We start from the raw sequence: 19,861 nt of genomic DNA on the forward strand, positions 1-19,861 counted from the left end.
AATGGGGAATGTGACGACAACAGGGTTCAAGACTTTTACTGCCGCCGACTTCCGCCGCCGGGTGTTGCAGGAAGGCGAGGGCGTGGCCGAGCGGGAGCATGGGGACCATGTGCTCAATCCGGGCGTGGTGCTGTCTGGAAACGGCATTAAGCTGAAGGATGCCGCCGTGCTGGTGCCCGTTATCGATGACGGCAATGATGCGCGGGTGATCTTTACGCAGCGTACCGCAACCCTGCGCAAGCATTCCGGCCAGATTTCCTTTCCCGGCGGGGGCATCGATGCGGAAGACCGCACGCCGGAGGAAGCGGCTCTGCGCGAGACGGAAGAGGAAATCGGGCTTTCGCGGTCTTTCGTTGAAACGGTCGGCCGCCTGCCGGATTATATTTCCGGGACGGGTTTTCGCATCAAGCCGGTGCTGTCGGTTGTCCGTCCGGGCTTTGACCTGACGCTCAATCCGACGGAGGTGGACGAGGTTTTCGAGGTGCCGTTGTCCTTCCTGATGGACCCGGCCAATCACGGTCGCGGCAGCCGCATCTTTCAGGGGAAGGAGCGGTTTTTCTACGAAATGCCCTATGGCGAACGCTATATTTGGGGCATTACGGCGGGCATCGTGCGAACGATTTACGAGAGGTTTTATACATGAATAGCCTTGCCGGGCGGGACTGGTTTGAAAAACCGGCGCTGAGGCGCATCTTTACGCTTCTGAATGCCGATGGCGGCGAGGTGCGGATCGTCGGCGGCGCGGTGCGCAATGCGCTGATGGATCTGCCGGTGGTCGATGTCGACATGGCGACCACGCTGACGCCTGACGTGGTGGTGGAGCGGGCGAAAGCGGCGGGTATCAAGGTGGTGCCGACCGGCATCGAGCATGGCACGGTGACGCTGGTGATCGACGGCGAAGGTTTTGAAGTCACCACGCTTCGCCGTGATGTGGAGACCAATGGCCGCCACGCGCAGGTGGCTTTCGGCACCGACTGGCAGACCGATGCCGAGCGGCGCGACCTCACCATCAATGCTCTTTATGCCGATGAGACGGGCGAGATCATCGATCTCATCAATGGGTTGCCCGATATTAAAACCGGAACCGTGCGCTTCATCGGTGATGCCGCGACGCGGATTTCGGAAGATTACCTGCGGATTCTCCGCTTTTTCCGTTTCTTTGCCCATTACGGTTCCGGCCGTCCGGATGCCGATGGCCTGAGAGCAAGCGCCCGCGCCAAGGACAAGCTGGCGACGCTTTCGGCCGAACGGGTGTGGAGCGAGGTAAAGAAGCTGCTTTCCGCGCGTGATCCCTCGCGCGCTCTTCTCTGGATGCGGCAATCGGGTGTGCTCGCCGAAATTCTTCCCGAAACGGAAAAATGGGGCATCGACGCCATTCACGGGCTGGTGGCGACGGAACAGGCACTCGGCTGGGCGGTGGACCCGATGCTGCGGCTTGCCGCCGTCGTGCCGCCGGACCGGGACAGGCTGGCTACCCTTGCTTCAAGGCTGAGGCTGTCGAAGGCCGAAGCGGGGTATCTGACCCATTGGGCCTCCGCGCCCGCCGCCGACCCCGACATGAAGGAAACGGCGCTTGACCGGTTGCTTTACCGTCAGGGCGTTGAAGGCGTGAAGGCGCGGCTGAAACTCGCGCTTGCCGCCGCCCGTGCCGATCTTTCGGCCGGTGATGTGGCTATGCAGAAGGTTGCGCGTTTTTCGACACTGCTGGCGAGAGCGGAGAAATTCCAGAAGCCCGGCTTCCCGCTGAGCGGCGCCGATGTGATGGCCGCGGGGATCGAAGCCGGTCCGAGGGTCGGCGAGGTGCTGAAAAGCCTCGAGGAAAAGTGGATCGACGTCAATTTTTCGCTGGACCGGGCAGCGCTGACCGCCCGGCTGAAGGATTTGCTGGGTAATTGAAGCCGCAATAGTGGCGGCGTTTCGGTTTTCGTCGTTTTGGCATTCGCAGGACAGTGCCTCCCCCTCCACCTCATTCCTGTGCTTGTCACAGGAATCCAGCCGGCGCGCGTCTGCGCGGCGGGAGAGTCCCTTTCAGCCCAAGGACTTGGGCTGGCTGGATCCCTGTGACGAGCACAGGGATGAGGGACGGTGAGCGCAACCGGAAACCGCAAACTCCGCAACCGAGGCATCGGCCCGAATCTTTGGGTCGCCTCGAATCGTCAAAATCCTTGTAACTCTTTGTTTTACGAATGTCTTTTTCCAAAGCCGATGGCGATTTTGGGAGACATGCGCTAAGCCGCATTCGCCTCGTCGCGGATGCGGGCCTTGATGTTTTCGATCATGTTTTCGCGGATGACGGTTTCGCCATGGGCCGAGCGCATATGTTCGACGGTTCGGCGCACGACTTCTGCATCGTCGTCTGCGCGGGTGTGCCAGGCGCAGCCGGGCACAAGCGTTCCACATTCAAACAGTCTCATGGTCTTGCCTCCCTGTTCAAGCGGGGGACAGCATTGATGTGAATGCTGTCCCTCCGACTGGAAACGAACGTTCGCCGCTTATGTTCCGGAGCGGCGTCCGCCGAGCCTGTTCAGGTCCCTATTCGGGCCCTTATTCGGGCCCCTATTCGGGCATTGCCCAGCACTGGAAAACAGAGGATGTGCCGGCTGCCGGGATTTTTGTACGAGGCATTTCGTCATTGTCGGCACGCTTTACCGTCTTTCCGGCCAGCGTGCGTTTTACCTGTTCGACATAAAAGGAATGCGGCAGTTCGCGATCGCCCGTGGCGCGCATTTCAGCTGCCAGGCGGTCGATCAATTCGGGGGTATCGATGGATTGCGGTGCTGCCTCGGGGGAAGCAGAAATAGGCATGCTGTTCGAAGTAATCATGACGATAGCTCCTCCAGTACGTCTGCGGGAGGAGACTACCACTGCCTTGGTTTTTCCATAAGTCCTAATTTGCGCTATTTGCGACGAAATGGCTGATGAGCGTCAAATTTGCGTGAGGTTTTTTAAGGCCAGCGCACCACCGGCGGCAGGGAGGAGAGAATCGATTCGACATTGCCGCCGGTCTTCAGGCCGAAGATCGTGCCGCGATCGTAAAGCAGGTTGAATTCCACATAGCGGCCACGGCGGATGAGCTGCTCGTCACGGTCCTCTTCCGTCCAGTTCTGGTTGAAATTGGCGCGGACGATCTTCGGATAAACGAGATTGAAGGCGCGGCCGACATCCTGCACGAAGGTGAAATTGGCCTCCCAGCCGCCTTTTTCCTCTTGCGGGTGCAGCCAGTCGAAGAAGATTCCGCCGGTGCCGCGCGGTTCGTTGCGGTGCTTCAGGAAAAAATACTCGTCGCACCACGTCTTGTATCGCGGATAGTCAGCGACGGGGTGGCGGTTGCAGGTGATCTCGAAAGCGCGATGGAACAGCTGGGTATCCGGGTCCTGCTGCGTCCGCCTGCGGCCGAGCACCGGCGTCAGATCGGCACCGCCGCCGAACCAGTGGCTGGTGGTGACGACCATGCGGGTGTTCATGTGCACCGCCGGCACATTGGGGTTAACGGGATGGGCGATGAGCGAAATGCCCGAGGCCCAGAAACGCGGGTCTTCTTCCGCACCCGGTATCTGCTTGCGGAACTCGGGCGAGAATTCGCCATAGACGGTGGAGGTGTGGACGCCGACCTTCTCGAAGACGCGACCTTCCATCATCGACATCTTGCCGCCGCCGCCTTCACCATTGTCGCGCAGCCAGTCTTTCTGCACGAAACGGCCGGGCTCCTGATCGGAAAGAGGGCCGCTGAGCTCATTTTCAAGGGTTTCGAAGGAGGTGACGATGGTGTCGCGCAGATGCTGGAACCAGGCTTCAGCTGCGGCCTTCTTGTCTTCGATGTCCTCGGGCAAGCCCTTCGGCAAGATTGGCCGTTCCATATCGTCTTTCTCCTGCGGTGAAGTCTGTTTCCTGCCGCGTCTAGCAGGTGTTTGCGCCGCGCACAAATTCGACTCGCCAAGGCGGCGTGCCGACACTATCTTTATCGATGTAGGTGCCAGAGGTGAATATCATGACGAAATTTGCCGGACCGCCGCCCCTTGACGGGCTGAAGCGCAGGATCGCCAATCACCGCAGGGAACGCGAAAGCGCCGGCGGTGAACAAAAGCGCGACGGCATGTTCGTGCGCCAGACCTTCTGTCTCGGCCGCGAAGAGGCCCGCGCCAAGGCGCGCGAATGGTTCGACAGCTTTCCCAAGGCCGCCTATTGGACGGAAGTGGAAAGCTGGCGGCAGCTGGAAGGCGACCGCATCGAATTCACCATGCGGCGTCTGCCCTCTGCCGATTGAAATAGAATCAGGCGCGCGGCTCCGCGTAACGCAGGCGGCTTTCGATCAGCACGCCGCTTTCATCCAGAATGGGATGCGCCACCGTCACGATATGGGCGTTGATGCGCTTCAAATCCCGCAGCATGTCGAGATGCAGCGAACTGGTCTGCATGCTTTCCGCCAGCCCGTCGCGCAGCCGCTCCAGATGGCGGTTGGAGGATTGTTTTTCGAGGCGGCGTATATCCACCTTGCTCTCCATCAGCCGGCGGGCGAGCTCGAAATCGCCGGTCACCAGAATGCTCTGGGCGGCGCGCAGGTTCTCGATGGTCATGTCGAACAGGGTTTTCAGCTCCTCATAACCGTCATCGGAAAATTTGAAGCTGTTCAGCACCTTCTTGCGGATCTGCTCGCAGATGCCCTTTTCGATGATATCGCCGATATGCTCGAGATTGATCGCATAATCGATGATGGCGATCGAACGGCGCGCTTCCTCGTCGGTCAGTCCCTTGCGGCCCAGCTGGGAAAGATAGACCTTCACCTCCTGCTGGCGGCGGTCGACCTTCTTTTCGAGCAGGGACACTTCCTGAAGCGGCGCCAGATCATTGTGCTTGAAGGCGTTTTCGGCGCGGATCAGCATCCGCTCGATGCTGTCGCCGACGCTCAGGACTTCGCGGGTGGCGTTGGCAAGCGCCACGACCGGCATGTCCAGCGCCTGCTGGTCGAGGAAATTCGGGCCGTCTTCTGCCTTCGGATCGCCGGGAACCAGCTTCGCCATCAAATCGGATATCAGGCCGGAGAAGGGCCAGGCGAGTGTCGCCAGAATGACGTTGAAGATGAGATGCGCATCAACAGGCAGTTTGGCGGGCGAAAGCGGCAATTGCTGTAAATACGTTGCGCCATAGGAGGCAAGTGGCATGGCAATCAGGCAGCCGATGGTGCGAACGACAAGATTGCCGATGGTGATGCGCCGTGCAGAGGCGGGACCGGAGAGCGTGGCGATGACGGGCGGAATGGCACCGCCGAGATTGGCGCCGAGAATAAGGACGATGATGAGTCCGGTGGACAGCGTGCCGGTGGCGGCCAGCGACAGAATGAGCACCACGACGGCGAGGCTGGAAGAAGAGACGAAAGCCAGCACGGCGGAAAAGATCAGCGCGACGGGCCATGCGCCGTCCAGCAGGCCGATGAAGACGCCGAGTGCCGGCGAGGCGCGCATGGGTTCGGTCGCGCCACTCAGAAGATGCAGCGACAGAAGCATCAGACCGATGCCGATGACGGCGGTTCCGCCGCCCTGTCTGGCATTGGAACTGCCTTTTTTGAGGATGATGCCCGCCAGTATCAATAGCGGCGACAACCATTCGACGCCGGCCGCGACGATCCAGGCGGTAACGGCGGTACCGACATTGGCGCCGAGCAGCACCACCTGCGCCATGCGCGGCTTGATGAGGTCCCGTTCGGCGAAGGAGGCGACCGTCAGCGCCGTCGCCGTCGAACTTTGCAGGGCGACGGTGGCGAAGAAGCCGGAAAAGAAGGAGCGCGGGCCGTTCTGGGTGCCGGTGGCCAGCACGCTTCGGAGTTTCATGCCGAAGGCGCGGGTGACGCCGTCCTTCACCTGGGCAAGGCCGAAGAGCAGCAGCGCAACAGCGCCGAGAAGGTTGACGATGACAATGGTGGATTGCATGCGACGTCTCCTCACACCCGCCGGCGGATGGTCCCGGCGAGAGCGATTTTTTATTGTCCGGCTAATCAGTATAGGAGCGTGAGCGCCTTCGGTACAGGCCAGGTTGCGACAGTTTCGCGGTAAAAACGGTCAATTTTCATGTTTGCCTGAAAAATTGGCTACAAAGATGGCGGGTCAAGACCACGCCGTCTGGCGCAAGGCCTCGCCGGTGACCATCGCGGCTGACATGGCGACGTTGATGGAGCGCTGTCCGGCCACCATCGGGATGATGATTCGCGCATCAGCCTTGTCATGCACATGATCAGGCACGCCGGCGCTTTCACGGCCGAAAAGCAGGATGTCATCGGCGCGATAGGTGACGGTCGTATAGGACAGGGCGGCCTTGGTGGAGGCGAGAACGAGGCGGCGGCCGGTGGTTGCCCGCCATTCCTCGAAACGGTCCCAGCTGACATGGCGCGTCAGCGCCGCCGCCGCGATATAATCCATGCCCGCCCGTTTGAGATTGCGGTCGGAAATATCGAAACCGGCCGGCTCGATGATGTCGACGCCAAGGCCAAGGCACGCCGCTAGCCGCAGGATCGTGCCAGTATTGCCGGGAATATCCGGCTGGTAGAGAGCGATCCGGATGTTGGACCCTGTTTCAGGCAAAATATCGGGCATGGTCTTCTTTTCGCATTCGGCAATGCCGGACCGATTATCACGGGTGAATGACCTGTGACAGATACGGCTGGGAAAAGTCCCTTTTTAAGACGGTCGGCCGCGGGATCTTCATTCGCATGACACATAGGCAGGCTACCCAATAACCAACCTATCGTCAGATAAATCAAAAGGTCCGGAAGCGCCGACGGGGCGGTTTCGGGCGGGATTTCTGTGTGCAGCTAAACAGGAAGCAAACCATGTCCGAACGGGTCAATTTCGTCCATCTGACCGATCTGCATATCGGCAATCCGCAGGTGCAGGATGACGATCTCTATTCCGAGACTTCGGCCACGCTGTCCGAAACGCTCGCGCAGATCAAGGCGCTGGTGCCGCCGCCCGAATTCATCGTCGTCAGTGGCGACCTGACCAACCGGGGCGATGCCGGCAGCTATGAAGAACTCAAGCGGCTGATGGCCGAGGCGGAACTGGATGTGCCGGTGCTTTTCGCGCTCGGCAATCATGACCGCCGCGACGGGTTCTACCCTGTCATGCTCGACCGTCATGAGGATATGGACGAGCCTTATGACCATGCCGAGGTCGTTGCCGGCATCCATGTCATCGTCATGGACACCAGCGTTCCGGGCAAGGTCGGCGGCGCTTTCGAACCCGGTCAGATCGAGTGGCTCGAGGATGAACTCGAAAACCACCCTGAACTGCCGAAGCTGCTGGTGATGCACCATGCGCCGGCGCTGGATTTCGACCGTCCCGAGGCGGAGTGGGAATCCCTGTCCTTTGACGATACCGAAGCGCTGGACGAACTGTTGTTCGAACATGATGTCATCGGCATTCTGGCGGGCCATATCCATTATGACCGCATGTCGCACTGGCAGGGCATTCCCGTGGTGGTCGGCATCGGCCAGCATTTCGCCACCGATCCGCTGTGGCTGCATGAAGGCGTGCGCATGTTGTCCGGTGCATCCTTCGCCATCGGCACGATAAGGGATACGGGCCTCACCGTCACCTTCGCGCCGCAGCCCAGCGATCGCCGGGAATTGAAGCGTCATACGCAGGCTGGCATGGCCGAGCTGATCACGGAATATGAGAGCGCCGGGGCGCAGGACGCAGCCGAATAAGGCGATACCTCACGGTCAGAGGCGGGCGGAAACCTTTGCGGGTAAATCCGCCCTTTTTGCGCTACTCGCCACAATCTTGAGTTTTCGCGAACGTCGGTGTCTTTCCGGCTGGTCATTGCTTAATTTTTGCGCTACAAGGCCATATCTTCAACACCAGCCAAGGGAGGTTCTCATGCCAAATGACATTCGTATTCGCCTCCCGGCCCCAGCGGTTCGTCTGCTGGCTTAGGTGATACCTCCGCGGCCTGGCCGCGTTTCCCATAGTTTGATTCACCATGTGGCTGTTGCGGCCACGTTCAAAGACTTTTCCGTTCCGTCGTGAGCCATATTTGTGTCCGCTCACCATGTCACGATGGAGCGATCGATTGCCGGAGCTTGGACTATGTTTGGCTGGTTTGAAAAACGCCTCGATCCTTTTCCCTCTTCGGCGCCTTCCGTGCCGCCGAAGAAATTGCTGCCGTTCCTGTGGCATTATGTGAAGCCCGCCTGGCCGTGGCTGCTGCTGCTCGGCCTGATGTCGATGGGCATCGCGATTGCGGAAGCCATGCTCTACAAATTCCTCGGCAATATCGTCGACTGGCTCTCCACGGCCAATCGCGAGACGTTTTTTGCCGATGAGGGCTGGCATCTGATCGTCATGGCGGGGCTGGTGCTGTTCCTGCTGCCGTTGATGGGTGCGATCCATACCATGACGATGCACCAGACGCTTGCCGGCAATTTCGGCATGATCGCGCGCTGGAAAATGCACCGCTTCCTGCTGCGCCATTCCATGAACTTCTTCGCCAACGAGTTTGCCGGCCGGGTTTCCACCAAGGTGATGCAGACGGCGCTGGCGATCCGTGAAGTGGCGCTGAAGGTGATCGACGTCTTCGTCTACGCGATCAGCTTCGTCGTTTCGATGCTGTTCATGGTCGCGGCGGCGGATTGGCGGCTGGTCATTCCGCTGCTGGCCTGGCTCGGTATCTATATGGGTATCCTCGCTTATTTCGTGCCGAAGCTCGGCCGGCTGGCGCAGGAGCAGGCCGATGCGCGCTCGATGATGACGGGCCGGATCGTCGACAGCTATACCAATATCTCGACGATCAAGCTGTTTTCCCATGCGGGACGCGAGGAAAGATATGCGCGTGAGGGCATGAACGTGTTTCTCGGCACGGTTCACCGCCAGATGCGCAAGATTTCCGGCTTCAACATCCTGATCGACCTCAACAATGCCGTGGTGCTGTTTTCCACGGCGGCGCTTGGGCTTTATTTCTGGATGCAGGGTTCGGTGACGGCCGGTTCGGTTGCCATCGCCATAAGCCTTGCCATGCGCGTCAACGGCATGTCGCAGTGGATCATGTGGGAAGTCACGTCGCTGTTCGAAAATATCGGCACGGTCTATGACGGCATGTCGATGATGACGAAGCCGCACGATATCGTCGACGTTCCGAAGGCACCTGAGCTTGCCGCCCCGCAGGGCGCCATCCACTATGACAACGTCCGCTTCCACTATGGCAAGAACAAGGGTGTGATCGACGGGCTGACGCTCGACATCAAGCCGGGCGAGAAGGTCGGCCTTGTCGGCCGCTCCGGTGCGGGCAAGACGACGCTGATGAACCTGCTTTTGCGCTTCTATGATCTGGAAGGCGGCAGGATCACCATCGACGGGCAGGACATTTCCAGGGTGTCGCAGGATAGCCTGCGCGAGCTGATCGGCGTGGTGACGCAGGATACCTCGCTGCTGCACCGTTCGATCCGCGACAACATCGCCTATGGTCATCCCGAGGCGACCGACGAGCAGGTGATCGCGGCGGCGAAGCGGGCGAATGCCTGGGACTTCATCGAAGCGCTTGTCGACATGCATGGTCGCCAGGGCCTCGATGCCCAGGTGGGTGAGCGTGGTGTCAAGCTTTCGGGCGGTCAGCGCCAGCGCATTGCGATTGCCCGCGTCTTCCTCAAGAACGCGCCGATCCTTGTGCTTGATGAGGCGACCTCGGCGCTTGATAGCGAAGTCGAGGCAGCGATCCAGGAGAATCTGTTCGCGCTGATGGAAGGCAAGACGGTGATTGCGATCGCCCACCGCCTTTCGACGCTGACCGAAATGGACCGGCTCATCATTCTCGACAAGGGCCGGATCGTGGAAGCGGGCAGCCATGCGGAACTGGTGGCGATGGGCGGCATCTATGCCGATCTGTGGCGGCGCCAGTCCGGCGGCTTCATCGCCGACCACGAGGCGGAAGTGGCGGCTGAGTGAGGAAAGCGAGAGGGCGGGGGTGATCCCGCCCTTTTTGCTTGTGGCCGCTGGGCTAGACTCCTTCTCCGTCATGCTCGGGCATGTCCCCGGCATCTGCCTGCGGTAGATATGAGGGCAGGTGGTTAGATCCTCGGGTCAAGCCCGAGGATGACGTTTGGCGTAAAGGATGATTTGCCCTCGGCTTAGTCCGGGGAACATTCCCCGCCCTCCTGCATTCCCCGAATGTTACCGAAATATAATCTCTTCCCGAAGCCTCCGCGGCTGTTCCCGCTCCGGGAATCCGCCTATATCCGGATCATGGTCATTACCCGCATCTTCGAGTATTTCGAGAACTGGATAAAGCCCTTCGCCCGCAAGGACGATTTGCGGCCGCCTGAAAGCACATTCGCTTTCATCTGGTTTTATATCGCGCAGGCCAAGGCGCCGTTTTTCGCCATGCTGGTTCTTGGCGGGCTGACGGCGGCCATCGAGGCGGCACTGTTCTGGTTCGTCGGGCGGCTGGTGGATATTCTCTCCACCGTGAAACCGGAAGAGGGCTGGGCGGGCCTGCTTGCCGCCCATGGCGGTGAACTCGTCGGCATGCTGGTGCTGATCGGCATCGTGCGGTTTATCGTCACCATGATCACGGCGCTGGTGGATCAGCAGATCATTACGCCGGGTTTCTACAATCTGGTGCGCTGGCAATCCTATATGCATGTGGCGCGGCAATCGCTGACCTTCTTCCAGAATGATTTTTCCGGCCGCATCGTCACCAAGGTCTGGTCCGGCGGGCAGGCGGCGGGCGATCTCGTCACCTCGCTGATGGAAAGTGTCTGGTTCGTCGGTATCTACTCGGTTTCCATGCTGTTCCTGATCGGCGGGCTGGACTGGCGGCTTGCGGTCGTCGTTGTCCTCTGGGTGGCGATCTTTTCGTTGCTGGCGCGGTATTTCGTGCCGCGCATCCGCTACCATTCCAAGGAGACGGCGGAAGCCGCCTCAATGCTCTCCGGCCGCATGGTGGATGCCTATAGCAATATCCAGACGCTGCGGTTGTTCGGGCGCGATGATGCCAATGACCGCTACATGCGGCAGGGCTTTGACATTTTCCAGCATGCGACCATGACATTCACCCGGTTCATCACCGGCGTGCGCGCCTCCATGGCGCTGCTATCAGGCGTGATGATCACCTCCATGGCGGCGCTCTGCATCGATCTGTGGCTATCCGGCAAGATCAGTTCGGGTGCGGTGGCTTTCACGCTGGCGCTGGTGCTGCGGCTCAACTTCCTGCTCGGTCGGTTGATGACGCAGTTCAACGGCATCATGCGCAATTTCGGCACGGTGCAGAATGCCGCCGAGCTGATCTCGCAGCCGATCGGTCTCGTGGATGCGCCGACGGCGACGGTGCTGGAGGTCAAAAAGCCGAGCATTCGTTTCGAAAATGTCAGCTTCCATTACGGGCGGACGAATGGTGTCATCGACCATCTCAATCTCGATATCAGAGCGGGTGAAAAGGTGGGTATCGTCGGACGCTCCGGGGCGGGGAAATCCACCCTCGTCAATCTGCTCCTGCGGTTTTACGATGTCGAAAAAGGCCGCATTCTGATCGATGGGCAGGATATCGCCCTTGTCCGCCAAGAATCGCTGCGCGCCCATATCGGCATGGTCACGCAGGATACGTCGCTGCTGCACCGCTCTATCAGAGACAACATCCTGTTCGGTCGCACCGACGCCACCGAAGCGCAATTGCAGGAGGCGACGCGCCGCGCCAAGGCGGATGATTTCATCGCCAGGCTCGAAGATCAGCGCGGCCGCAAGGGGTTCGATGCGCATGTGGGGGAACGCGGTGTGAAACTTTCCGGCGGCCAGCGCCAGCGCATCGCCATTGCCCGTGTGATGTTGAAGGATGCACCCATCCTCGTGCTTGACGAGGCGACGTCGGCGCTCGATTCGGAGGTAGAGGCGGCGATCCAGAGCAATCTGGACGAGCTGATGCACGGCAAGACGGTTCTGGCGATCGCCCACCGCCTGTCGACCATCGCGGCTCTCGACCGGCTGATCGTGATGGATCAGGGCCGCATCGTCGAACAGGGCAGCCATTCCGAGCTGGTTTCGCGGGGCGGCCTTTATTCCGAGCTCTGGGCGCGGCAATCGGGCGGTTTTCTCGCGGCGGACGAGGCCGTCTGAGCGCGCGGCGGCGACAGGCGAAAACTCCCGAGCTGGCTATATAAGTAAAATCAAAAGTTGTAATATTGCCGAATATGACGGTTATATGTCATATTATTCAACCTTAAATTCATTATTTCCCGGTAGTTACCTGGTCGTGAACGCGTGCAAGGACCGCGGTGGACATGCCGCTCAATCTCTGGGTCGAAAACAATGCATATTGTCAGAATTCGTTTTCTTTTGCCGGCTTTGTTCGGCGTCACCATTCTCTTTTCCGTCGCCCAGGGTATTGCGAGCATGCGATCGGTCGGGGAAATGGAGCAGCAGGCCAGCAATATCGTTCGTCGCATGGAACGGTCGCTCATCGTCGCCGATCTCGGCGACAGGCTCAATGACATCCGCCGCAATTATCTGGCGGTCATGAACACCGAAACACCGGAGGCCAGGAACGCCCTGTTCCAGCGTATCCTCAAAGCACAGCAGGAGCGCATAGAAGCCTTTGACGCCTATGCCGCGCAGATACGGCTACCTGCCACAATTGAAAAATTCCAGCGTCTGACTGGTATGGTCACGAATTACGAGACCATGGGCGCGGAGCTGAAAAAAGCCATCGTAGCCGCCGATGCGGACACGGTGCGGGCGCTGGCCGCCCGCATGACGCCGGTGGGCAACGCCGCCGGCGCGCTGATGAAGGAGATGATTGAAGACAATCGCCAGCGGGGCCTTGCGGACAATCAGGCGGCGGAAGCCGCCGGGCAATTTGCCTTTTTCATCTCGCTTGGCGCAATGTTAGTCGCCACCGTGGTCGCGCTTGCCGCGGCGCTCTTCAGCTTCCTGCGGATTTCGCGTCCGATCGACGATATTACCCGCGCCATGAATGGTCTGGCCGCAGGCGACAATGGCAGCGCCATTCCGCATTCCGGCCGCCGGGACGAGATCGGCGACATGGCCGCCGCCGTTGCCGTCTTCCGTGACAATGCCATCGAACGCGAGCGACTGGAACGGGAAACCGAGGCCAATCGCAGCCTTGGCGAGCGGGAGCGGCTGGTGCATGAGGCCGAAAAGGCGCGTGAGGCCGAGGAGGTTCGTTTTGTGGTCGAAAACCTCGGCGCGGGGCTGCGGAGGCTTTCGCAGGGTGACATGACCTTTCGTCTCGACGCGGCCTTCGCGCCCCGGCTCGACGGTCTTCGCGGCGATTTCAACGAATCGCTCGCCACGCTGCAGGCGGCGCTGCGCTCGGTGGGTGAAAACGCCCGGGCGATCGATGCCGGCGCGGGCGAAATCCTGATGGCGGCGGGCGATCTTTCCCGCCGCACCGAGCAGCAGGCTTCGTCGGTCGAGGAAACCGCAGCCGCGCTCGAACAGGTAACGACGGCGGTGAAGGATTCGGCCCATCGTGCCGCCGAGGCCGGCCGGATCGTGGAGCGGGCGCGCGAAAGTGCGGAAACGTCCGGTCACATCGTCTCGCAAACGGTATTGGCGGTGCAGGATATCGAGAAATCCGCCAATGAAATCAGCAATATCATCAGCGTCATCGATGAAATCGCCTTCCAGACCAATCTTCTTGCGCTGAATGCCGGAGTGGAAGCCGCCCGTGCGGGCGCCGCCGGCAAGGGTTTTGCGGTGGTGGCGCAGGAGGTGCGCGAACTGGCGCAGCGCTCCGCCAATGCCGCCAAGGAGATCAAGGTTCTCATCCATCGCTCCGGCGAGCAGGTGCGCGAGGGTGTCACGCTGGTTGGCAAGACCGGGGAGGCGCTTGCGGGAATCGTCGACGAGGTGCGGGAAATCAACCGGCATGTCTCGTCCATCGTCGTCTCCACGCGGGAACAGTCGACCGGGCTTTCGGAAATCAGCTCGGCGGTGAATCTGATGGACCAGGGCACCCAGAAAAACGCGGCCATGGTGGAACAGACCACGGCGGCCAGCGACAGTCTGGCCTCGCAGGCAAGCGCTCTCAACGTGCTTCTTTCGCAATTCATCCTGCAGGAAAAGTCCGGTGCCGTCGCCATCGCCGATCCGGCGGCCATTCCGCGGGTCTCACCGGCGCGCGCCATGGGCCAGAAAATTGCCGCCGCCTTCGGGGGCAGCCGACAGGCCGCGGCGATAAAGGAATGGTCCGAGGCCTGAGGGGCGCTTCGCCGCCCGGACGTTGACGTGTTTCATCACGTTGCCGGATGGCACATCGGAGTTGCTTTCCAAAAAATACACTGGCAGCGGCGGCCTTCGGGTCGCCGTTTCCGCAGGCCCGCCCCGTCGGCGCCGGGCATGAGCCCCTGGCGTGTTTTTGCTTTGCTGGAAATACGCTAGCGGCCGATCATGAAATCCGCCATCAGGCCATAATGATTGGAGCCGAGGCTGTCGGGCAGTCTGGTGGTTTTTATCAGCGTCGCCGGTGCGCGGGCGAAGATGTGGTCGATGGCGATGCCGAAGCGGCCGGCCTCCGTTGGCCATGTGGCGGGTTCGAAGGTCGCTTTCTTCAGATCGTTGGCGGAGAGAAAAGCGCGCATGTCGGGGGCGATACTGGCCGAATTGAAATCTCCGGCGAGAATGAGCGGGCCGGTGACGCGAAAGAGAATTTCGCTCACTTCATCCAGCTCATCGCGATGATAATCGTCGAAATAGGGCTTGGTAATATGGCCTGCGGCGAGCGTCAGTTCCGTGCCGTCGAGGTCGATATGGGCTATGGCAAACCGATCCCGCCGAAGATCGCTGAGGCTGTGGAAACGGCCTTCCAGCAATGGCCGCTTCGACAGGATTACGAGATCGCAGGTCGGTGTCCCGGTATAACAGCCGAGCCTGTGCGGATAGGTTTCCTGAAGGCGCGGCAGGGCCGATTGCAACGCCGCCGCCTCGAAGAGATAGACGGCATCCGCGCCCGATTCGACAATGGCGTCGGCAATCGCATCCGCATTGGCGGCATTGTCCATCAATATGTTGAAAGACAGCAGCCGAAATGGCTTTGCGCCCGGCGCAGCGGTGGCGGATGTGGAAAATTCCATCAGCATCGCAACGGCATGGATGGCGAGCGCGAACGACCAGATGAGGAGTGCGGCTGAAACCGCATCACGCGTCAGCCAGAAGACGAGGCAGGACAGCAGGATACAGGCGATGGCGATGTGCAGCTGGAAGCTGGTGACGAAGGCGAGAAGCCAGAAATCGGTGAGGTAGCGCAGGCTGGCGATGACAAGAACGGCAGCCACCGCCGTGGAGACCATGCAAGAGAGCTTCGCCGTCATCCGAATCCCTGCTTTCCAAGCTCTCCCTTGAAGTCTCCTAACATGGGGCATGGATGCGCACAATGTTGCCCGCCTGCCAAGGACGGCGAAAAAATGCGAGCCAAATCGGCCCCCTCAGGCAGAATTACGGCAGCTTTGTGTGCTTTGCTCTTGCCAAGTCAGTCAATATTTTGCGATCAAACAGAGTGACGCGGTTTCTTAATGCCGCAGTTGTGTCCAGGACGATGGGACGGAGTTTGTCCTGGATCAAATCATAGCGGGAGGACTCATGCGATTTACGGCAAAAACAGCGCAGAGGATGGTGTAGCGGTGAGCGAGCACGTAACCAATCACGACGCTTCGGGTGAACCGACCCGTCGCGATTTTCTTTATCTAGTGACGGGAATGGCGGGCGCCGTCGGTGCCGCAGCCGTTGCATGGCCTTTTATTGACCAGATGCGTCCCGATGCATCGACGCTGGCGCTCGCCTCCATCGAGGTGGATGTCGCGGCCGTCGAGCCGGGCATGTCGCTCACCGTCAAGTGGCGCGGCAAGCCGATTTTCATCCGCAACCGCACGGAAAAGGAAATCGAGGAAGCCAAGGCTGTCGCTCTCGGCGATCTGAAAGATCCCGTGGCACGCAATGCCAACATCGCCGCCGACGCGCAGGCGACGGATATCGACCGCTCCGCCGGCGAGGGCAAGGAAAACTGGATCGTCATGGTCGGTTCCTGTACCCATCTCGGTTGCATTCCGCTCGGCCAGGCCGGCGATTTCGGCGGCTGGTTCTGTCCCTGCCATGGCTCGCACTACGATACGGCGGGCCGCATACGTAAGGGTCCGGCGCCGCAGAACCTCGCCATCCCGACATTTGCATTCACATCCGATACCGTGATCAAGATCGGATAAGGGGACAGATATTCATGAGTGGCCATTCCAGTTATCAGCCGTCCACCGGCATCGAGAGGTGGATCGATTCGCGGCTTCCCTTGCCGCGCATGATCTATGACAGCTTCGTTGCCTATCCTGTCCCGCGTAACCTGAACTACGCCTACACCTTCGGTGCGATGCTTTCCGTCATGCTGCTGGTGCAGATCCTCACCGGCGTCGTGCTGGCCATGCATTATGCGGCCGAAACGACGGTCGCCTTCAATTCCGTCGAAAAGATCATGCGCGACGTCAATCACGGTTGGCTGCTGCGCTACATGCATGCCAACGGCGCGTCGTTCTTCTTCATCGCGGTTTATCTGCACATCGCCCGTGGCCTTTATTACGGCTCCTACAAAGCACCGCGCGAAATCCTCTGGATTCTCGGCTGTGTGATCTTCCTGCTGATGATGGCGACGGGCTTCATGGGCTACGTTCTGCCCTGGGGCCAGATGTCCTTCTGGGGTGCAACCGTCATCACCGGTTTCTTCACGGCGTTCCCCGCCGTCGGCGAATGGATCCAGCAGTTCCTGCTTGGCGGCTTTGCCGTGGATCAGCCGACCCTGAACCGCTTCTTTGCGCTTCACTATCTTCTGCCCTTCATGATCGCGGGCGTCGTGATCCTGCACATCTGGGCACTGCATGTGACCGGCCAGACCAATCCGACCGGCGTTGAAGTGAAGAGCAAGACCGACACCGTGCCGTTTACGCCCTATGCGACCCTGAAGGATGCGCTCGGTGTTTCCGTGTTCCTGATCGGTTATGCCTGGTTCGTGTTCTACATGCCGAACTTCCTCGGCCATCCCGACAACTACATCATGGCCGATCCGCTGAAGACGCCGGCGCATATCGTCCCGGAATGGTACTTCCTGCCGTTCTACGCCATGCTGCGCGCCATCACCTTCAATATCTGGATCATCGATTCCAAGCTCGGTGGCGTTCTCGTGATGTTCGGCGCGATCGTGGTGCTGTTCTTCCTGCCCTGGCTCGATACGTCGAAGGTTCGTTCCGCCGTCTATCGTCCCTGGTACAAGATGTTCTTCTGGCTGTTCGTGGTGAATGCCATCCTGCTCGGCTGGCTGGGTTCGCGCCCGGCGGAAGGGACCGGCCTGATCGGCCTGCTCACCGGCGATCTGAAAGGCAATTATGTCGGCTATTCTCAGCTCGGCACGCTTTATTACTTCGGTTTCTTCCTCGTCATCATGCCGATCCTCGGTCTGGTCGAAACGCCCCGGCGTATTCCGAATTCGATTACCGAGGCCGTTCTCGAAAAGAACGCCGCCAAGACGGGTGCCGCATCTGCGGCTGCCGAAGTCTGAGCGCGAAGGAAGGATGACGACAATGAAGAAGCTTGTAACGAGCATCGCGTTTATCGCCGCCATCGGCTGTTCCTTCACCGTCGCCTCGGCGGCGGAGGAGAGCCATGATCTCGCCGCCCAGACGGAGCACGCGGTTGCCGGGGGACACTTCCCGGTCATCAAGCCCGAGGAGCAGAGCTGGTCCTTTGCCGGACCCTTCGGCAAATACGACAAGGGCCAGCTGCAGCGCGGTCTGAAGGTCTATAAGGAAGTCTGCTCCGCCTGCCATTCCATGAGCCTCGTTTCCTTCCGCACGCTCGGGGACCTTGGTTATTCGGACGAGCAGGTAAAGGCTTTCGCTGCCGAATACGAAGTGCAGGACGGCCCGAATGCCGACGGCGAAATGTATAATCGCAAGGCGGTACCATCAGATCATTTCCCCTCGCCATTCCCGAACCATGAGGCGGCCGCTGCCGCCAATGGTGGCGCCGCGCCGCCTGACATGTCGCTGCTGGCCAAGGCGCGCGGTGTGGAGCGTGGTTTCCCGCAATTCCTCATCGACATGATCCCGATCGTCGGCGGTTACCAGGAAGGCGGTCCGGATTACATCCATGCGCTGCTGACCGGTTATCAGGACGCGCCGGCCGGTGTTGAAGTGGCCGAAGGCACACATTTCAACCCGTATTTCGTCAGCGCGGTCGCGCTGAAGATGGCACCGCCGATCAGTGCCGATCAGGTGACTTACGACGACGGCGCACCGCAGACCGTGGACCAATATTCCAAGGACGTGGCTGCGTTCCTGATGTGGGCCGCAGAACCGCATCTGGAACAGCGCAAACGCACCGGCTTCATGGTCATGGTGTTCCTGTTCATCTTCACGGCGCTGATCTATCTCACCAAGAAATCGGTCTACGCCAACAAGGAACATTGATCGGCATCCTTTTGCCGGCAGTCATTGGCCCCCACGGTCTCCGTGGGGGCTTTTTCATGTAGTCCTGTGGCCGCGCTAGCGGTCTACCGCAGGACAGGAGAGGCGCGGGCAAGGGTGCCGGTCCTTTTTTGTTGGTCAGCCGCCGTCAAATTGATAGGGTGGCCCGAACCATCTCATCCATTTCCCTTGTCTCAACTGGAAATACCATGACCGTTATTGCTTCGGAGCTTTCTGCCGCCATCCGTTCCATTCCCGACTATCCGAAGCCGGGCATCATCTTCCGGGACATCACGACGCTGCTCGGCAATCCCCGCGCCTTTCGTCGTGCTGTCGACGAACTGGTGCAGCCCTATGCGGGAACGAAGATCGACAAGATTGCCGGCATGGAAGCGCGCGGCTTCATTCTGGGTGGCGCGGTGGCGCACCAGCTATCGGCCGGTTTCGTGCCGATCCGCAAAAAGGGCAAGTTGCCGCACACTACCGTGCGCGTCGCCTACAGCCTTGAATACGGCGTCGATGAAATGGAAATGCATGTGGATGCGGTCCAGCCGGGCGAAAAGGTCATTCTGGTCGACGACCTGATTGCCACGGGCGGCACCGCCGAAGGCGCGGTCAAGCTGCTGCGGCAAATGGGTGCGGAGATCGTTTCCGCCTGTTTCGTTATCGATCTGCCCGATCTGGGTGGCCGCAAGAAGCTCGAAGACCTCGGTGTCGAGGTGCGGACGCTGGTGGAATTTTCCGGCCATTAAGGCTGAAAGACCGATCGGGGCCGCTGCGGCAGCTCCTCTTTCTGCAAGGCAAGCCATGTCCAGCGGACGCCCAGAGCGCGGTTTGCCGCCTGAATGGAGGCGACGTCCGCCTGCCGGATCAGCGTGAAGCCGAGGCGCGCGGCCTCGCTCGTCGTTTCCGATGGGGAAATGGCAAAGGCACGCCGTCCTTCAGGCGCGGGGCCGTGACGCAGCGACATGATCAGCAGGCCGCCCGCCGCCGTCATTTCCGAAAGGCTCTCCATGGCGGTTTGCCTTAGCCCGTGATCGACGTGGTGCCAGACGCCGCACAGGATGACGAGATCGAAGACGCCCTGCTGGCGGGCCTTCACGAGGCCGGGCAAGCTGTCATCCAGCCAGCTTATCCTCTGCGATGGATGTAATCGCATGCCGGGTTCGCGAAGTTCCCGCACCGGCTCGACTGCAAGAACATCGTGGCCCTGCGCGGCAAACCAGGCGGCGTCGCGGCCGGTGCCGCTGCCGATATCTGCGATGCGGCATGGTGTCGACGGCAACAGGTCGATGACGGGCGCGTAAATCTCCGGGCAGTCGAGATTATCGAATCTGGAAATCAGGTCCGGCGTTGCCGCCTCGGCATATCCCTTGAGAATATCATCCATATTTAACAGCCCGCCGCGATCCCGCTTCGAAG

General features: G+C 60.3%; 18 protein-coding genes. 11 read left to right on the forward strand and 7 right to left on the reverse strand.

The window, feature by feature from the left end; all coding sequences use genetic code 11:
• Window position 1 precedes the first annotated feature (1 nt).
• Window positions 2-643 carry an NUDIX hydrolase gene (locus ACIQUH_RS06005; protein ID WP_400813450.1) on the forward strand — a complete coding sequence of 214 codons (642 nt, stop codon included), beginning with the start codon at window positions 2-4 and terminating at the stop codon, window positions 641-643.
• Complete coding sequence (locus ACIQUH_RS06010; protein WP_400813147.1) at window positions 640-1,896, forward strand: CCA tRNA nucleotidyltransferase; 1,257 nt, start codon at window positions 640-642, stop codon at window positions 1,894-1,896. The genes ACIQUH_RS06005 and ACIQUH_RS06010 overlap by 4 nt, the downstream gene beginning before the upstream one ends.
• Before the next feature lie 332 nt (window positions 1,897-2,228).
• On the opposite strand, the gene ACIQUH_RS06015 is transcribed toward ACIQUH_RS06010, so the two are convergent.
• The 3 genes from ACIQUH_RS06015 to hemF form a co-directional block, all read right to left on the reverse strand.
• The gene (locus ACIQUH_RS06015; RefSeq protein ID WP_004442982.1) at window positions 2,229-2,414 is read right to left on the reverse strand and encodes a DUF1059 domain-containing protein; all 186 of its coding nucleotides are present in this window, start codon (window positions 2,412-2,414) and stop codon (window positions 2,229-2,231) included.
• A 142-nt stretch (window positions 2,415-2,556) separates the two neighbouring features.
• On the reverse strand, window positions 2,557-2,823 hold the full coding sequence (locus ACIQUH_RS06020; RefSeq protein ID WP_400813150.1) for a hypothetical protein: 267 nt from the start codon (window positions 2,821-2,823) through the stop codon (window positions 2,557-2,559).
• A 122-nt stretch (window positions 2,824-2,945) separates the two neighbouring features.
• A complete protein-coding gene (gene hemF / locus ACIQUH_RS06025) occupies window positions 2,946-3,857 on the reverse strand; it encodes an oxygen-dependent coproporphyrinogen oxidase (protein ID WP_400813151.1) in 912 nt (303 codons plus the stop codon).
• 131 nt (window positions 3,858-3,988) lie between these two features.
• On the opposite strand from hemF, the gene ACIQUH_RS06030 reads away from it, so the two are divergent.
• Complete coding sequence (locus tag ACIQUH_RS06030; protein WP_080790104.1) at window positions 3,989-4,264, forward strand: hypothetical protein; 276 nt, start codon at window positions 3,989-3,991, stop codon at window positions 4,262-4,264.
• Between the two features lie 7 nt (window positions 4,265-4,271).
• On the opposite strand, the gene ACIQUH_RS06035 is transcribed toward ACIQUH_RS06030, so the two are convergent.
• Window positions 4,272-5,924, reverse strand: coding sequence for a Na/Pi cotransporter family protein (locus tag ACIQUH_RS06035; protein ID WP_400813152.1), 1,653 nt, complete (start codon window positions 5,922-5,924; stop codon window positions 4,272-4,274).
• A 174-nt stretch (window positions 5,925-6,098) separates the two neighbouring features.
• Window positions 6,099-6,584, reverse strand: a complete 486-nt coding sequence (locus tag ACIQUH_RS06040) for a tRNA (cytidine(34)-2'-O)-methyltransferase (RefSeq protein WP_400813154.1) — start codon at window positions 6,582-6,584, stop codon at window positions 6,099-6,101.
• Between the two features lie 236 nt (window positions 6,585-6,820).
• Between ACIQUH_RS06040 and ACIQUH_RS06045 the strand changes: the two genes are divergently transcribed.
• From ACIQUH_RS06045 to ACIQUH_RS06060, 4 genes are all read left to right on the forward strand, one after another.
• Window positions 6,821-7,696: a phosphodiesterase gene (locus ACIQUH_RS06045; protein ID WP_400813155.1), complete on the forward strand. Its 876-nt coding sequence runs from the start codon at window positions 6,821-6,823 to the stop codon at window positions 7,694-7,696.
• Window positions 7,697-8,078: 382 nt separating this feature from the next.
• On the forward strand, window positions 8,079-9,929 hold the full coding sequence (locus ACIQUH_RS06050; protein ID WP_400813157.1) for an ABC transporter ATP-binding protein: 1,851 nt from the start codon (window positions 8,079-8,081) through the stop codon (window positions 9,927-9,929).
• Between the two features lie 222 nt (window positions 9,930-10,151).
• Window positions 10,152-12,092 carry an ABC transporter ATP-binding protein gene (locus tag ACIQUH_RS06055; protein WP_400813159.1) on the forward strand — a complete coding sequence of 647 codons (1,941 nt, stop codon included), beginning with the start codon at window positions 10,152-10,154 and terminating at the stop codon, window positions 12,090-12,092.
• Between the two features lie 192 nt (window positions 12,093-12,284).
• The gene (locus tag ACIQUH_RS06060) at window positions 12,285-14,198 is read left to right on the forward strand and encodes a methyl-accepting chemotaxis protein (protein ID WP_400813161.1); all 1,914 of its coding nucleotides are present in this window, start codon (window positions 12,285-12,287) and stop codon (window positions 14,196-14,198) included.
• 176 nt (window positions 14,199-14,374) lie between these two features.
• Here ACIQUH_RS06060 and ACIQUH_RS06065 read toward each other — a convergent pair whose 3' ends face one another.
• Complete coding sequence (locus tag ACIQUH_RS06065; RefSeq protein ID WP_400813162.1) at window positions 14,375-15,307, reverse strand: endonuclease/exonuclease/phosphatase family protein; 933 nt, start codon at window positions 15,305-15,307, stop codon at window positions 14,375-14,377.
• A gap of 309 nt (window positions 15,308-15,616) precedes the next feature.
• Between ACIQUH_RS06065 and petA the strand changes: the two genes are divergently transcribed.
• From petA to ACIQUH_RS06085, 4 genes are all read left to right on the forward strand, one after another.
• Window positions 15,617-16,195 (forward strand): ubiquinol-cytochrome c reductase iron-sulfur subunit, encoded by a 579-nt coding sequence (gene petA, locus ACIQUH_RS06070; RefSeq protein WP_196379203.1) that lies wholly within the window; start codon window positions 15,617-15,619, stop codon window positions 16,193-16,195.
• A gap of 14 nt (window positions 16,196-16,209) precedes the next feature.
• Window positions 16,210-17,532, forward strand: a complete 1,323-nt coding sequence (locus ACIQUH_RS06075) for a cytochrome bc complex cytochrome b subunit (protein WP_400813164.1) — start codon at window positions 16,210-16,212, stop codon at window positions 17,530-17,532.
• Between the two features lie 22 nt (window positions 17,533-17,554).
• Complete coding sequence (locus tag ACIQUH_RS06080) at window positions 17,555-18,442, forward strand: cytochrome c1 (protein WP_400813166.1); 888 nt, start codon at window positions 17,555-17,557, stop codon at window positions 18,440-18,442.
• A gap of 206 nt (window positions 18,443-18,648) precedes the next feature.
• A complete protein-coding gene (locus tag ACIQUH_RS06085) occupies window positions 18,649-19,191 on the forward strand; it encodes an adenine phosphoribosyltransferase (RefSeq protein WP_003494623.1) in 543 nt (180 codons plus the stop codon).
• Here the strand turns inward: ACIQUH_RS06085 and ACIQUH_RS06090 are convergent.
• The gene (locus tag ACIQUH_RS06090; RefSeq protein WP_400813169.1) at window positions 19,188-19,829 is read right to left on the reverse strand and encodes a class I SAM-dependent methyltransferase; all 642 of its coding nucleotides are present in this window, start codon (window positions 19,827-19,829) and stop codon (window positions 19,188-19,190) included. The genes ACIQUH_RS06085 and ACIQUH_RS06090 overlap by 4 nt on opposite strands.
• Window positions 19,830-19,861: the final 32 nt, after the last annotated feature.

Origin of the sequence: Agrobacterium sp. NPDC090283 (genome assembly GCF_044769685.1) — a bacterium.
In the GTDB taxonomy this organism is placed as follows: domain Bacteria; phylum Pseudomonadota; class Alphaproteobacteria; order Rhizobiales; family Rhizobiaceae; genus Agrobacterium.